This window comes from Kingella sp. SNUBH-2017 (assembly GCF_028680565.1).
In the GTDB taxonomy this organism is placed as follows: Bacteria; Pseudomonadota; Gammaproteobacteria; order Burkholderiales; family Neisseriaceae; genus Kingella_D; species Kingella_D pumchi.
This window is the reverse complement of the sequence record NZ_JAPHVK010000011.1, coordinates 14,010-27,231: the sequence shown is the minus strand read 5'-3', so window position 1 is coordinate 27,231 and position 13,222 is coordinate 14,010. Positions and strand designations below refer to the sequence as shown.

Below are 13,222 nucleotides of genomic sequence, written 5' to 3'. Positions count from 1 at the left end.
TGACGGCGCTTATAATCGGTTACAATCGTTTTTCAGGCTGCCCGAAACCGTTTCATGCGTCCTTAAAAGCAGCCTGAAACCCATCCCCAACAACGGAGCCATTCCATCCATGAAGAAAATCCTAAGCGCAGTTTTTGTTTTGACCTTTTCTCTCGCAGCGACAGCCGGTGGCGGACAGCCGCAGCCAACGGTTCAGGGGCTGCTGCGTACCGTTTTGCAAGAGTGTGACGGCGCAACCGATGCCGCGCAGTTGACGCCCGGCTGCCGCGCCGCGGTCGCCGAATACAAAGCGCGGATACCTGCCGAAACCGCCAAAATCAGGCAAATGGATCTGGCGCAGATCGACCGCGCGCTGCCTGTGTACTGCGGCGGCGACCCTTGGGGCACCAGCCCGCTGTGCCGCGAGCTGATCTGGCGTTACCAAACGCTCGAAGAAGCCGAAGTGGGCAGCCTGCTGAAGGACAAAACCCGTCTGCGGCGCGAATACCAGGCCTGCACCGACAAAATCCTGCCACTGCGCGCCCAAGCCGAAGCCGCGCGAAAGCGTTATTTCGAACAAGGGGAAAAAGATGCGGATCAGCAGGAATGGTTTGCCCGCAGCGATCAAGCCCGGCAAATCGCCGCCACCTATCCCTGCCGCGAAGTGAAAAAAGCCCGCCAGCATGCGGGCGGCAGCGAAAATGCCGGCAGCGAATGGTAGAGTCTTGCCAAGCTGCCGGTAAAAAAGCAGCCTGAAAAGCCTTCAGGCTGCTTTTTCTGTTGCCAAACTGCTGCGGCGCGCCGGCTTTTTGCATGCGGCGGCGCATGGCGTGGGCGGGGCGCGGTTATAATGCGCCGCCTGTTTTTTCCGTCGGATTCCGTCTGCCCAAGCCCTTATGAATACCAACGACCGCAACCAACAGTACCTGCTCGAGTGCCTGCTCAAAAGCCGCCTGCCTACCGGCGGCATGGCGTTTACCGGGCTGTGGAAAATCCGCCCCGACTTCACGCCGGTGAGCCTGACGCTGCTCTCGTCGCTGCTGCGCCATATCCACCAGAACGCCGGCACCGATTACGACACGCTGGCGCAAAGTCACGAGGGGCGCAATTTTCTGCGGACGGTTGCCGCCTATCTGGCCGAATATGTAGCGCGCCACAGCGGCGCGTCTTATTCGTGGGACGAAGAGGGCGGGGCGCGTTTCGGCCGCTGGACGTTCCGGCCGTTGGCGATGGTCAAGGCGCGGCTGGAGGGCGACGAGCGTCCGGTAGCGCTGGACGGGGCGCTGTGGCAGGCTTTCCGCATGAGCGACGATGCCGACTGCGGGCGGATGTCTGCTTTTGCGCTGGAATGTTACGCCCAGCGCCGCAACCTGCCGGGCGGCCTGGCCTATGGCGAAGATCTGGCGGCGCTGGAACTGCCGGGCGGCGAAGGCAGCCTGAAAAATATCGACGAATTGGTTATCCTGATCCGCGAGCGCGAAAACATCGGCGAAGACAATTACACCCGGCATTTCAGCGGCGTGGAAGCCGGCAATTTTCTCTATCTGCTGGCGTTTTTCGCCGTCCGTGCTTTGGGCGAAACGCAGAATGCGGCGCCCGAATGGTTCAACCGCAGCCAGCTGGCGCGCATGGGCGGGCGCCGCATCCGCGCCGAAGGTTTGGAAGACAGCATGTTCGCCCGCATCGCCCGCCGGCCGGTGCCGGTGTTCCACCTGCTGCGCGACGCCTTCTGCGGCGGCCTGTCGCTGGCCGATTGGGCGCAGCACGGTTTTCAGGCTGCCCAGCCGGCAGCGGCGGGCGAAATCGTGCCGGACAATCCCAACCAGCTTGCCCGCCGGCTGATCGACATCGTGCTCGAAGGCGCGCCGCGCGACGGCAGCCGTTTGCCCGAGCCGGCCTATCTGGACGCGCTGCGCAGCGTGGTGCGCCCCGATTATTCGCTGCGCAGCCTGGTGCAGCTCGACAAACTGCTGGCGGAAATCCATGCCGGCGGGCCGGATATGGACGAATTTCTGGCGCGGCCGGACAACCAGGCTTTCGTGTATTTTTGCGCCTGCTATCTGGCGCGCACCGCTGCAGAGCTGTCGGCCAATACGCTGAAACTTTTAACCTACCAAGAAGCGCAGGCGCAGCTTCCCGAGCTGCCGCCCGAGTGGTACACCCGCCTGTGCGCGCAAATCGGCAGCGGCGTGTTTTTCCCGCTCGGCCGCATTATCGAGCAGCTGTTTTATCCCGCATCGTCCGCCGGCTGCGTGAATTTCGCCAAAGAGCTGCAGCGTAACCACCGCGGCACGGTCAGTATCCGCACCGCGCTGGCCGAGCCTTCCGAAGCCGTACTGCCCGACTTGTGGCGCAAACCGCTGCTGCAGGCCGGCTTTGCCGCCGCTTTCGCCCTGCACGAACGCCTGCCGCTTGCCGGCGCAGGCAGCCTGAAACTGCTGACGCCCGCGCTGTTTACCCCCGCCGGCATCCAATGGCGCATGAGTAGGCTGTCTGCCGGCAGCGTGCAAGAGAGCGTGCAAAATGGCTATCGGCAGCTGCAGGACAATCCGCAGCAGCTGCCGCATCAGGTTTTGAGCTTTGAAGGCCATGCCAACCTGCCGCGCGGCCGCTTCCATGCGGTGATGGTCGAAGTGCGCAGCTACCGCGGCCGCACGCTGAATTTAAGCGCGGTGGTGCCGTTTATCGCCGACGAAAACGGCCGCCCGTTTATCGGCAGCCTGGCCGTGAGCAGCACCGATTTCCGCACACCCGGCGAAGCCGCCGCCGCCGCCGACGTAATCTACAAAGGCATGGACGACTTCCAAGCCCCCGAATTGGGCAAACGCTGGTGGCGCGGCTTTTACCGCAAGAATCTGTGAAACGCCCTTGTCCGGTAGTTTGGCAACAATAAAAGCAGCCTGAAAAGCGGAAAAACCGTTTTCAGGCTGCTTTTTTCAGGCTGCCTTGGGCGTTTGGGATGGCTTGAATTGGTGCACGGCTTTGCCGCACGGTGGCGACGGACGGGCGGCGGACGGTGTTTGCTGTGCCGTCCGCTAGAAAAGCAGCCTGAAAACCGTCGTGGGGTTTTCAGGCTGCTTTTGTTGTGTTGTGAGAAAGAGCTTAGCGGCGGCTGTGCCGGATAAAGTCGATTTCGGCTTTGGCTTTGTCGTCGTTGGGGTTGAGTTTCAGCGCTTCGTTGTAGAAGCCGAGGGCTTTGTCCCATTGTTTGCGCTCGACGGCGATATAGCCCAAGCCGCGCAGGGCGAAGCCTTGGTAGCCGATGGCATCGGCGGGGTTGGCGGACATTTTGCCGTATTCGCGCATTTTGTTCAGGTCGACTTCGGCGGCGGCGAAGTCTTTGCGGTGCATGGAGATTTGGGCGCGCTCGCCCAGGGCGCGGGGGGTGTAGGGGGAAATGGCCAGTACGCGGTCGAGATCGGCGCGGGCGCGGTCAAGTTGGCCAAGTTCGATCAGGGCATAGGCGCGGGCGTACAGCGGGGCGATCCAGTCGGTGGAAACGACAACGGCAGACTGCTTGCGCTTGGCGGCTTCCAGCAGGGAGGCAATCACGAAGTTGCGGTCGTCGGCGGCATAGACGCGGTTTTGGGTATCGCGCTTGAGCGTGGCTTCGGCTTCGGCGACCAGTTTGTCGAGCTGCGGCAGGGCTTGGGCAGCCTGCCCGCGTTGCAGCAGCGCCATGGCGGCTTCCACCCGGCGGCGCATATCATCGGGCATGTGGTTGGGGACGGGGCTTTCCGCCTGCGCAGGCGCGTTTGATGTGGCTTGGGGCGCAGACTTGGGTGCGGCATAGACGGCGGGGACGCAAACGGCTGCTGCCAGCAGCAGGGCGGTGAGACGAGGATACATGGCTTTCCTTTAACGTTGCTTGGTTGATGGAGACAAAAAGCAGCCTGAAAACGGATTTGCTGCTTTCAGGCTGCTTTTCGGGCTTTCAGGCTGCCTATTTCATGCCGGGGAAAATCCCCTTCATGCCTTTGGCCATTTTCATCAGCTTCATCATGTTGCGGCCGCTGAACATTTTCATCATCTGCTGCGATTGCTCAAACTGCTTGAGCATTTTGTTCACTTCCTGCACGGTGGTGCCGGCGCCGGCGGCGATGCGCTTTTTGCGGCTGGCTTTGAGCAGGGCGGGATTGGCGCGCTCTTTGGGTGTCATTGAATTGATGATGGCTTCAACGTGTCCCATCGCTTTTTCCGCCGTGCCTTCGGGAATCTGCTTGGACATCTGGCTCAGCTCGCCGGGCATTTTCGAGAGCAGGTTTTCCAGTCCGCCCATATTGCGCATCTGTTGGATTTGCGCTTTGAAGTCGTTGAGATCGAAGCCTTTGCCGCGATGCAGTTTTTTCGCCATTTCGGCGGCGGTTTCTTCGTCGATGCCTTTTTGAACGTCTTCGATTAAAGTCATCACGTCGCCCATGCCGAGTATGCGGCTGGCGATGCGGTCGGGATGGAAGGGCTCAAGGCCGCTGATTTTCTCGCCGATACCGATAAACTTAATCGGCTTGCCGGTAATCTGGCGCACGGAAAGCGCTGCGCCGCCGCGCGAATCGCCGTCCATTTTGGTCAGCACCACGCCGGTGAGCGGCAGGGCTTCGTTAAACGCCTGGGCGGTATTGACGGCATCCTGGCCGAGCATGGCATCGACCACAAACAAGGTCTCAACGGGATTGACGGCGGCATGGATGGCCTGGATTTCGTCCATCATTTCCTGATCGATGGCCAGGCGGCCGGCGGTATCGACCATCAGCACGTCGTAAAAATGCTTTTTAGCGTAGTCCTGCGCGGCAAGGGCGATTTCAACGGGCTTTTGCGAAGTGTCGGACGGAAAAAAGTCGGCCTTGACCTGCTCGGACAGCAGGCGCAGCTGCTCGATGGCGGCAGGGCGGTAAACGTCGGCGGAAACCAGCAGGATTTTCTTTTTCTTGTCCTGCTCGTTGATCAAACGGGCAAGCTTGCCGACGGTGGTGGTTTTGCCCGCACCCTGCAAGCCGGCCATCAAAACCACGGCCGGCGGCTGGCTGCTGAGGTTCAGGGCACTGTTTTCTTTGCCCATCAGCTCGACCAATGCTTCGTTCACAATGCCGAAAAAGGCTTGGTCGGGCGTGAGATGGTCGGCAATTTCGCTGCCGAGGGCGCGTTCTTTTACTTGGTTGACGAAGTCTTTGACAATCGGCAGCGCTACGTCCGCTTCCAACAGCGCCAGCCGCACTTCGCGCAGGGCGTCTTTGATATTGTCTTCGCTCAGGTGCGTTTGGCCGCGGATGTTTTTGAAAATCTTGCCAAAGCGTTGGGTAAGGTTGTCTAACATATATGGATTCCTTGATTTCCAGGTTTTCAGGCTGCCTTTCAAAGCGTAAGGCAGCCTGAAAACGAAACGACGCATTCTAGCATATCCGACACCGCGCCCGCGGAGCTGCAGGTGTCGGCGGTATGCCGAAAAATGCCGCTTGGTTTGTAATTGTTGTTGAAGATTTTGCCGTATCTGTAGTATCATCGCCGACTTGGCATTCTGTGCCAAGTGTTTGTTTTTATCTAATTGATTGGCCAATCGCAGCCAATCCCTTGTTAATAAGGAAAAATCATGACTTTAGGTCTGGTTGGACGCAAGGTGGGCATGACCCGCGTGTTTACCGAGCAGGGTGTATCCGTGCCGGTAACCGTGCTGGAACTCTCTCCGAATCGCGTTACACAGGTAAAATCCAAAGATACCGACGGCTATGCGGCTGTTCAGGTTACCTTTGGTCAGAAAAAAGCCAACCATGTAAACAAAGCTGCTGCAGGACATTTTGCGAAAGCAGGTGTTGAAGCCGGCCGCGGTTTGCTGGAATTTGCTTTGACTGAAGAAAAACTGGCCGAAGTGAAAGTGGGTGACGAAATTGCCGTTTCCATTTTCGAAGCCGGCCAGTTGGTTGATGTAACCGGCACCTCTAAAGGTAAAGGTTTCTCAGGTACCATCAAGCGCCACAACTTTGGTGCGCAACGCACCTCTCACGGTAACTCCCGTTCCCACCGCGTTCCCGGTTCTATCGGTATGGCGCAGGATCCGGGTCGTGTGTTCCCTGGTAAGCGCATGGCAGGCCAATACGGCAATACCAAATCTACCGTTCAGAATTTGGAAGTTGTCCGCGTGGATGCCGAGCGTAATCTGCTGCTGGTAAAAGGTGCTGTTCCCGGTGCGGTTAACAGCGATGTGGTTGTGCGTCCCAGCGTGAAAGTAGGTGCATAATGGAATTGAAAGTAATCGACGCAAAAGGCCAGGTTTCAGGCAGCCATGCGGCTTCCGATGTTCTGTTTGCCCGCGAATACAATGAATCACTGGTTCACCAGCTGATCGTTGCCTATTTGGCAAATGCCCGCTCCGGCAATCGCGCGCAGCTGACCCGTGCTGAAGTAAAACACTCCACCAAAAAACCCTGGCGCCAAAAAGGTACCGGTCGTGCCCGCTCCGGTATGACTTCTTCTCCGTTGTGGCGCAGTGGTGGTCGTGCGTTCCCGAATAAACCCGATGAAAACTTCACTCGGAAAGTGAACCGCAAAATGTATCGTGCCGGTATGGCCACCATTTTGTCTCAGTTGGTTCGCGACGAGCGTTTGTATGTAATCGACGAGTTGTCTGCAGCTACTCCCAAAACCAAAGCCTTTGCCGAGCAGGTAAAAAATCTTGGTTTGGAACAGGTACTGTTTGTAACCAAGCAATTGGACGAAAACGTCTACCTGTCTTCACGCAACCTGCCGAATGTGCTGGTTTTGGAAGCTCAGCAGGTTGATCCGTACAGCTTGCTTCGTTACAAAAAAGTAGTCATCACTAAAGAAGCTGTTGCACAGCTTGAGGAGCAATGGGTATGAATCAACAACGTTTGATGAATGTAATTCTGGCTCCGGTTGTTTCCGAAAAAAGCAATCTGCTGGCTGAAAAACGCAACCAAATGACTTTTAAAGTTTTGCGTGATGCAACTAAGCCTGAAATTAAGGCTGCTGTTGAATTGCTGTTTGGTGTTGAAGTGGCTTCTGTTACTACCGTAACCACCAAAGGCAAAGTTAAGCGTTTTGGCCGAACTCTGGGTCGCCGCAGCGATGTGAAAAAAGCTTACGTGAACTTGGCTGCCGGACAGGAGCTGAATCTGGATGCAGCCGCTGCAGCTGCTGATAAGGAGTAATGTAATGGCTATTGTAAAAATGAAGCCTACTTCTGCAGGTCGTCGCGGCATGGTTCGCGTGGTTGCAGAAGGTCTGCACAAAGGCGCGCCTTATGCTCCTTTGGTGGAAAAAAAGAATTCGACAGCCGGTCGCAACAATAACGGTCATATCACAACCCGTCATAAAGGTGGCGGTCACAAGCATCATTATCGCGTTGTTGATTTTAAACGTGATAAAGACGGCATTCCTGCCAAAGTGGAAAGAATTGAGTACGATCCTAACCGTACTGCGTTTATTGCGCTGCTTTGCTATGCTGATGGCGAGCGTCGCTATATTATTGCCCCGCGTGGTGTTCAGGCCGGTGCTGTTTTGCTATCTGGTTCTGAAGCAGCCATTAAAGTTGGCAATACTCTGCCCATCCGCAATATTCCGGTTGGTACTACCATTCACTGTATTGAGATGAAGCCGGGTAAAGGTGCTCAGATTGCTCGCTCTGCCGGTGCTTCTGCTGTCCTGCTGGCTAAAGAAGGTATTTACGCCCAAGTACGCTTGCGCTCTGGTGAAGTTCGTAAAATCCATATTGATTGCCGAGCAACTGTTGGCGAAGTGGGTAATGAAGAGCAAAGTCTGCGAAAAATTGGTAAGGCTGGCGCCAATCGTTGGCGCGGTATTCGTCCTACCGTTCGTGGTGTGGTAATGAACCCTGTTGATCACCCGCATGGTGGTGGTGAGGGTCGTACTGGCGAAGCTCGTGAACCCGTTAGCCCATGGGGAACTCCTGCTAAAGGCTATCGCACTCGCAATAACAAACGCACGGATAATATGATTGTTCGTCGCCGCTACTCCAATAAAGGCTAATTGATATGGCTCGTTCATTAAAAAAAGGTCCGTATGTGGATCTCCATCTGCTGAAAAAAGTAGATGCTGCTCGTGCAAATAACGACAAACGCCCGATTAAAACTTGGTCGCGTCGTTCTACAATTCTCCCCGATTTTATCGGCTTGACTATTGCTGTTCATAATGGCCGTACTCACGTGCCAGTGTTTATCAGCGATAATATGGTTGGTCATAAATTGGGTGAGTTTTCTCTGACTCGTACTTTTAAAGGTCACTTGGCCGATAAAAAGGCTAAGAAGAAATAAGGTGGATCATGAGAGTAAATGCACAGCATAAAAATGCCCGTATTTCTGCGCAAAAAGCGCGATTGGTTGCTGATTTGATTCGTGGTAAAACAGTATCTCAAGCTTTAAACATCTTGGCATTCAGTCCTAAAAAAGGTGCTCTTTTGCTTAAGAAAGTTCTGGATTCTGCTATTGCGAATGCAGAGCATAATGAAGGTGCTGATATCGACGACTTGAAAGTTGTAACTGTGTTTGTTGATAAGGGTCCTAGTCTCAAACGGTTTCAGGCTCGCGCCAAAGGTCGAGGAAACCGGATTGAAAAGCAAACCTGCCATATCAATCTGACAGTCGGTAACTAAGGAATAATTATGGGACAAAAGATTAACCCGACCGGTTTTCGGTTGGCTGTAAATAAGGACTGGTCATCTAAATGGTTTGCCAAGACTTCGGATTTTTCCGCTGTTTTGAAGCAAGATATTGATGCTAGAAATTATCTGAATAAAAAATTAGCTAATGCATCTGTTAGCCGTATTGTAATTGAGCGGCCCGCAAAATCTGCGCGTATTACCATCTTTACAGCTCGCCCTGGAGTTGTAATTGGTAAAAAAGGTGAAGATATTGAGCTGTTGAAAATTGATTTGCAAAAGCTGATGGGTGTTCCGGTTCATGTGAATATTGAAGAAATTCGTAAACCTGAATTGGATGCTCAGATTATTGCGGATGGTATTGCCCAGCAGTTGGAAAAAAGGGTTCAGTTCCGTCGCGCTATGAAGCGTGCTATGCAAAATGCAATGCGTGCTGGTGCACAAGGCATTAAAATTATGACTTCTGGTCGGCTTAATGGTGCCGATATCGCGCGTAGTGAATGGTACCGAGAAGGTCGTGTTCCCTTGCATACCTTGAGAGCTGATGTAGATTACGCAACTAGTGAAGCTCATACAACGTATGGTGTAATTGGTTTGAAAGTTTGGGTGTATAAAGGCGAATTTGGCCAAGTTCAGACGGGTGCTGAAAAAGAGCATGGTAAACGTAGGAAGGTAGGGGGTAGAAATGCTTCAACCAACTAGACTGAAATATCGTAAGCAGCATAAAGGTAGAAATACCGGTTTGGCTACTCGTGGCAATACGGTTAGCTTTGGTGATTTTGGGCTTAAAGCTGTAGGTCGTGGTAGATTAACCGCTCGTCAGATTGAGTCTGCCAGGAGGGCAATGACTCGCCATATTAAACGCGGCGGTCGCATTTGGATTCGAGTTTTCCCTGATAAACCTATTACAGAAAAGCCAATCCAAGTGCGTATGGGTGGAGGAAAAGGCTCTGTTGAGTATTATGTAGCTGAAATTCAACCAGGTAAGATACTTTATGAAATGGATGGAGTTTCAGAGACTCTTGCTAGAGAGGCGTTTACTTTGGCTGCTGCCAAATTACCTATTGCCACTACATTTGTATTAAGACAGGTAGGTAAATAATGAAATTAGATGAATTAAGAAATAAGTCGGCAGTTGAGCTGGAGGCCGATCTGGTCGAGTTGCTTAAGACGCGTTTTGGTTTGCGCATGCAACACGCGGCAGGGCAGTTGGGTGATGTTAGTCAATTAAAAAAACTTCGTCGTGATATTGCCCGGATCAAGACAATCATGAGCCAGAAGGTGTAAGAGATGAGCCAGACTAAAAATGTACGAACTTTACAAGGTCGAGTAGTCAGTGATAAGTCAGATAAAACGGTCACTGTTTATGTTGAAAGAAAAGTTCGTCATCCTTTGTACGGAAAAATCATACGGAAATCTACAAAAATTCATGCGCACGATGAAAATAACCAATACAAAATTGGTGATGTTGTTGTGATAGCTGAATCTCGCCCCTTATCTAAGACTAAATCGTGGGTTGTTTTGAAGTTGGTTGAGTAGGCGGTTTCCGTTATTTAATAAGTGGTTAGTAAATTCACTTCTTGGGGGTCTTGCTTTCGGATGATTTAAAGTGTAGACTCCCTATTTTCGTCTTGCCATCTTGTGGTGGATCTTCCCTTTGGGGCCAAAACTGACCTAAGCGTATATTAGGTTAAGTTGGATATTGAAAGAGTTAAAAATGATTCAAATGCAGACTATCTTAGATGTCGCAGATAATTCTGGTGCGCGTCGAGTAATGTGTATTAAAGTGTTGGGTGGTTCGAAGCGGCGTTATGCTAGCGTTGGTGATGTTATTAAAGTTGCCATTAAGGACGCGGCTCCGCGTGGTCGAGTAAAGAAGGGTGATGTTTATAATGCGGTTGTTGTAAGAACCGCTAAGGGTATTCGCCGTGCGGATGGTGCTTTGATTAAATTTGATAACAATGCTGCTGTATTGTTGAATAATAAATTGGAGCCCATGGGGACTCGTATTTTTGGTCCGGTAACTAGGGAGTTGAGAACTGAGCAATTTATGAAAATTGTATCGTTGGCTCCGGAAGTTCTGTAAGGAGAGTAGTGTGAAAAAAATTATTAAAGGCGATTTGGTTGTCGTATTGTCTGGTAAGGATAAGGGTAAGCAAGGACGTGTCTTGAGTGTTCTCGGTGATAAAGTAACTGTGGAAGGTGTTAACGTTGTTAGGCGTCACCAAAAGCCCAGCCAGGTTAGAGGGATTGAGGGCGGTATTGTAGAGAAAAATATGCCTATTTATGTATCTAAAGTTGCTTTCTTGAATCCTGAGACCCGTAAGGTAGAGCGAATTGGTATTAAAGTTGTTGAAAAAAACGGCAAACTTACTCGGGTTCGAGTTTTGAAATCAACTGGTGTTGAAGTATAAATTGAGGTTTCCAATGTCACGGTTAAAAGAATTTTATAACGCAGTTGTTGTTCCTGAGTTGATGAAGCAATTTGCATATAAGTCAATTATGGAAGTTCCCAGGATTGAGAAAATAACTTTAAATATGGGAGTTGGCGAAGCGGTTGCAGATAAGAAGGTTATGGAGCACGCCGTTTCTGATCTTGAAAAGATATCCGGGCAAAAGGCTGTCGTTACGGTGGCAAGAAAGTCTATTGCAGGATTTAAGATTCGTGACAATTATCCAGTTGGGTGTAAGGTTACCCTGCGTAGAGATAAGATGTTTGAATTTTTGGATCGTTTAATTTCTATTGCGTTGCCTCGGGTTCGAGATTTTCGGGGTGTTAATGGCAAATCTTTTGATGGTAGCGGAAATTATAATATGGGTGTGAGAGAGCAGATTATATTTCCTGAAATTGAGTATGACAAAATAGATGCTATCCGCGGTTTGAATATAACCATCACCACGACAGCAAAGACTGATGAAGAGGCAAAAGCGTTGTTGTCATTGTTTAAATTCCCGTTTAAAGGTTGATTTATGGCTAAGAAGGCTCTTATTAATCGAGAATTGAAGCGTGTTCGCTTGGCAAAAAAATATGCAAGTAAGCGATCAGAAATTTTTTCGGTTATTAATGATTTTAGTAAGAGTGATGAGGAAAAGTTTGAGGCTCGTCTAAGATTGCAATCTATTCCTAGGAATGCTTCACCTGTTCGGCAAAGACGACGCTGCGCTTTAACTGGACGTCCCAGAGGAACTTTTAGAAAATTTGGCCTTGGTAGAATTAAAATCAGGGAGATTGCAATGCGTGGTGAAATTCCAGGTGTTGTTAAAGCTAGTTGGTAATGGAGTTATCTAATGAGTATGCATGATCCTGTTGCAGATATGTTGACCCGAATTCGTAATGCTCAACAATCTAGCAAATCTTTTGTATCCATGCCGTCATCAAAAATTAAATGCGCAATAGCAAATGTTTTAAAGGATGAAGGTTATATTGAAAGCTTTTCTGTATCTAATGAGAGTAAGCCTGAATTAAGCATAGAGTTAAAATACTATGCTGGTCAGCCAGTTATTGAGCAGATTAAGCGAGTATCTCGTCCTGGTTTGCGCGTTTATAAAGGAGTAAATGAGATTGCTCCCGTAATGAATGGTTTAGGTATTGCCATTTTGAGTACCTCTAAAGGTGTAATGACTGACATTAAAGCAAGAAAAGCCGGAATCGGTGGTGAATTGCTTTGTATCGTGGCGTAAATTTTAAAAGAGGTATTTTGAGATGTCTCGTGTAGCAAAAAATCCAGTGGTGCTTCCATCTGGTGTTGAAGTGACGGTTCAGAATGGTCAGGTTTGTGTGAAGGGTAAAAATGGCAACTTATCTCTTTCACTGCCTTCTTGTGTTTCGGTTGATATTCGTGACAATAAAGAACTAGTTTTCAAGCCAGCCAATCAAGATAAGCATTCTCTTTCTATGTCAGGAACAATTAGGGCACTATGCGCTAATATGGTAAAGGGTGTTTCTGAAGGCTTTGAGAAAAAATTGCAACTTATTGGTGTGGGATATAGGGCCCAAGCTCAGGGTTCTGTATTGAATCTCTCGCTGGGTTATTCGCATCCGATTGTTTATCAGATGCCTGAAGGTGTCTCAGTTCAGACGCCTAGTCAAACCGAAATTATAATATCTGGTGCAGATAAGCAGAAGATTGGTCAAGTTTCTGCAGAAATTCGCGCTTTCCGCGCCCCTGAGCCCTATAAAGGTAAAGGTGTTCGTTACGCTGACGAAGTTGTTGTGATGAAAGAAGCGAAGAAAAAATAAGGATAGTATTACTATGTTGAATAAACGAATTTCAAGACTTCGTCGAGCTCAGAAAACTAGAGCCAAAATAGCTGGTAAGTCTGCTGTTAGGTTATGTGTTTTTAGAAGTAATAGTCACATTTATGCTCAAATAATTTCTGCTGATTCTTCTAGTGTTTTAGCACACGCTTCAACTGTTGAGTCTGATGTGAAATTAAAGCTTGCTAATGGAGGCAATATTTCAGCAGCTAAGCTTGTTGGGGAGAGAATTGCTAGTAAAGCTAAAGAATTGGGGATTAAAAAGGTCTCATTTGACAGATCTGGATTCCAATATCATGGTCGCGTGAAAGCCTTGGCAGATGCTGCACGAGATGGTGGTCTAGAGTTTTAGTTATTGT

At 50.6% G+C, this 13,222-nt stretch carries 21 protein-coding genes; 19 read left to right on the top strand and 2 right to left on the bottom strand.

Going from position 1 to position 13,222, the window contains the following annotated elements; translation table 11 throughout:
- The first annotated feature begins 109 nt into the window (after positions 1-109).
- Entirely contained in the window at positions 110-700 is a 591-nt protein-coding gene (locus OP500_RS08910) for a hypothetical protein (RefSeq protein ID WP_274070739.1), read from the top strand.
- Between the two features lie 175 nt (positions 701-875).
- Positions 876-2,840 carry a hypothetical protein gene (locus tag OP500_RS08905; protein WP_274070738.1) on the top strand — a complete coding sequence of 655 codons (1,965 nt, stop codon included), beginning with the start codon at positions 876-878 and terminating at the stop codon, positions 2,838-2,840.
- Between the two features lie 241 nt (positions 2,841-3,081).
- Here OP500_RS08905 and OP500_RS08900 read toward each other — a convergent pair whose 3' ends face one another.
- Positions 3,082-3,828: a tetratricopeptide repeat protein gene (locus OP500_RS08900; protein ID WP_238746411.1), complete on the bottom strand. Its 747-nt coding sequence runs from the start codon at positions 3,826-3,828 to the stop codon at positions 3,082-3,084.
- A gap of 94 nt (positions 3,829-3,922) precedes the next feature.
- Complete coding sequence (gene ffh / locus OP500_RS08895; protein ID WP_274070737.1) at positions 3,923-5,290, bottom strand: signal recognition particle protein; 1,368 nt, start codon at positions 5,288-5,290, stop codon at positions 3,923-3,925.
- 273 nt (positions 5,291-5,563) lie between these two features.
- On the opposite strand from ffh, the gene rplC reads away from it, so the two are divergent.
- The 17 genes from rplC (at position 5,564) to rplR (ending at position 13,215) form a co-directional block, all read left to right on the top strand.
- Complete coding sequence (gene rplC, locus OP500_RS08890) at positions 5,564-6,208, top strand: 50S ribosomal protein L3 (protein ID WP_238746407.1); 645 nt, start codon at positions 5,564-5,566, stop codon at positions 6,206-6,208.
- The gene (gene rplD / locus OP500_RS08885; RefSeq protein ID WP_274070736.1) at positions 6,208-6,828 is read left to right on the top strand and encodes a 50S ribosomal protein L4; all 621 of its coding nucleotides are present in this window, start codon (positions 6,208-6,210) and stop codon (positions 6,826-6,828) included. The genes rplC and rplD overlap by 1 nt, the downstream gene beginning before the upstream one ends.
- Entirely contained in the window at positions 6,825-7,139 is a 315-nt protein-coding gene (gene rplW, locus OP500_RS08880; protein ID WP_238746402.1) for a 50S ribosomal protein L23, read from the top strand. Before rplD ends, rplW begins: the two co-directional genes overlap by 4 nt.
- Positions 7,140-7,143: 4 nt before the next feature.
- Positions 7,144-7,977: a 50S ribosomal protein L2 gene (gene rplB / locus OP500_RS08875; RefSeq protein ID WP_238746400.1), complete on the top strand. Its 834-nt coding sequence runs from the start codon at positions 7,144-7,146 to the stop codon at positions 7,975-7,977.
- A 5-nt stretch (positions 7,978-7,982) separates the two neighbouring features.
- On the top strand, positions 7,983-8,261 hold the full coding sequence (rpsS, locus tag OP500_RS08870; protein ID WP_009119027.1) for a 30S ribosomal protein S19: 279 nt from the start codon (positions 7,983-7,985) through the stop codon (positions 8,259-8,261).
- 8 nt (positions 8,262-8,269) lie between these two features.
- On the top strand, positions 8,270-8,599 hold the full coding sequence (rplV, locus tag OP500_RS08865) for a 50S ribosomal protein L22 (protein ID WP_238746398.1): 330 nt from the start codon (positions 8,270-8,272) through the stop codon (positions 8,597-8,599).
- 9 nt (positions 8,600-8,608) lie between these two features.
- Positions 8,609-9,307, top strand: a complete 699-nt coding sequence (gene rpsC / locus OP500_RS08860; protein ID WP_238746396.1) for a 30S ribosomal protein S3 — start codon at positions 8,609-8,611, stop codon at positions 9,305-9,307.
- A complete protein-coding gene (rplP, locus tag OP500_RS08855; RefSeq protein ID WP_238746394.1) occupies positions 9,291-9,707 on the top strand; it encodes a 50S ribosomal protein L16 in 417 nt (138 codons plus the stop codon). The genes rpsC and rplP overlap by 17 nt, the downstream gene beginning before the upstream one ends.
- Positions 9,707-9,892 (top strand): 50S ribosomal protein L29, encoded by a 186-nt coding sequence (gene rpmC / locus OP500_RS08850; protein WP_238746392.1) that lies wholly within the window; start codon positions 9,707-9,709, stop codon positions 9,890-9,892. Before rplP ends, rpmC begins: the two co-directional genes overlap by 1 nt.
- Before the next feature lie 3 nt (positions 9,893-9,895).
- Positions 9,896-10,144, top strand: coding sequence for a 30S ribosomal protein S17 (gene rpsQ / locus OP500_RS08845; RefSeq protein ID WP_238746390.1), 249 nt, complete (start codon positions 9,896-9,898; stop codon positions 10,142-10,144).
- Between the two features lie 178 nt (positions 10,145-10,322).
- The gene (gene rplN, locus OP500_RS08840; protein ID WP_238746389.1) at positions 10,323-10,691 is read left to right on the top strand and encodes a 50S ribosomal protein L14; all 369 of its coding nucleotides are present in this window, start codon (positions 10,323-10,325) and stop codon (positions 10,689-10,691) included.
- A gap of 10 nt (positions 10,692-10,701) precedes the next feature.
- Positions 10,702-11,019, top strand: coding sequence for a 50S ribosomal protein L24 (rplX, locus tag OP500_RS08835; RefSeq protein WP_238746388.1), 318 nt, complete (start codon positions 10,702-10,704; stop codon positions 11,017-11,019).
- Between the two features lie 13 nt (positions 11,020-11,032).
- A complete protein-coding gene (gene rplE / locus OP500_RS08830) occupies positions 11,033-11,572 on the top strand; it encodes a 50S ribosomal protein L5 (protein ID WP_238746387.1) in 540 nt (179 codons plus the stop codon).
- 3 nt (positions 11,573-11,575) lie between these two features.
- A complete protein-coding gene (gene rpsN, locus OP500_RS08825; RefSeq protein ID WP_238746386.1) occupies positions 11,576-11,881 on the top strand; it encodes a 30S ribosomal protein S14 in 306 nt (101 codons plus the stop codon).
- Positions 11,882-11,893: 12 nt separating this feature from the next.
- Complete coding sequence (gene rpsH / locus OP500_RS08820; protein WP_238746385.1) at positions 11,894-12,286, top strand: 30S ribosomal protein S8; 393 nt, start codon at positions 11,894-11,896, stop codon at positions 12,284-12,286.
- A 22-nt stretch (positions 12,287-12,308) separates the two neighbouring features.
- Positions 12,309-12,845 (top strand): 50S ribosomal protein L6, encoded by a 537-nt coding sequence (rplF, locus tag OP500_RS08815; protein WP_238746383.1) that lies wholly within the window; start codon positions 12,309-12,311, stop codon positions 12,843-12,845.
- A 16-nt stretch (positions 12,846-12,861) separates the two neighbouring features.
- Positions 12,862-13,215 (top strand): 50S ribosomal protein L18, encoded by a 354-nt coding sequence (rplR, locus tag OP500_RS08810; RefSeq protein ID WP_238746489.1) that lies wholly within the window; start codon positions 12,862-12,864, stop codon positions 13,213-13,215.
- Positions 13,216-13,222: the final 7 nt, after the last annotated feature.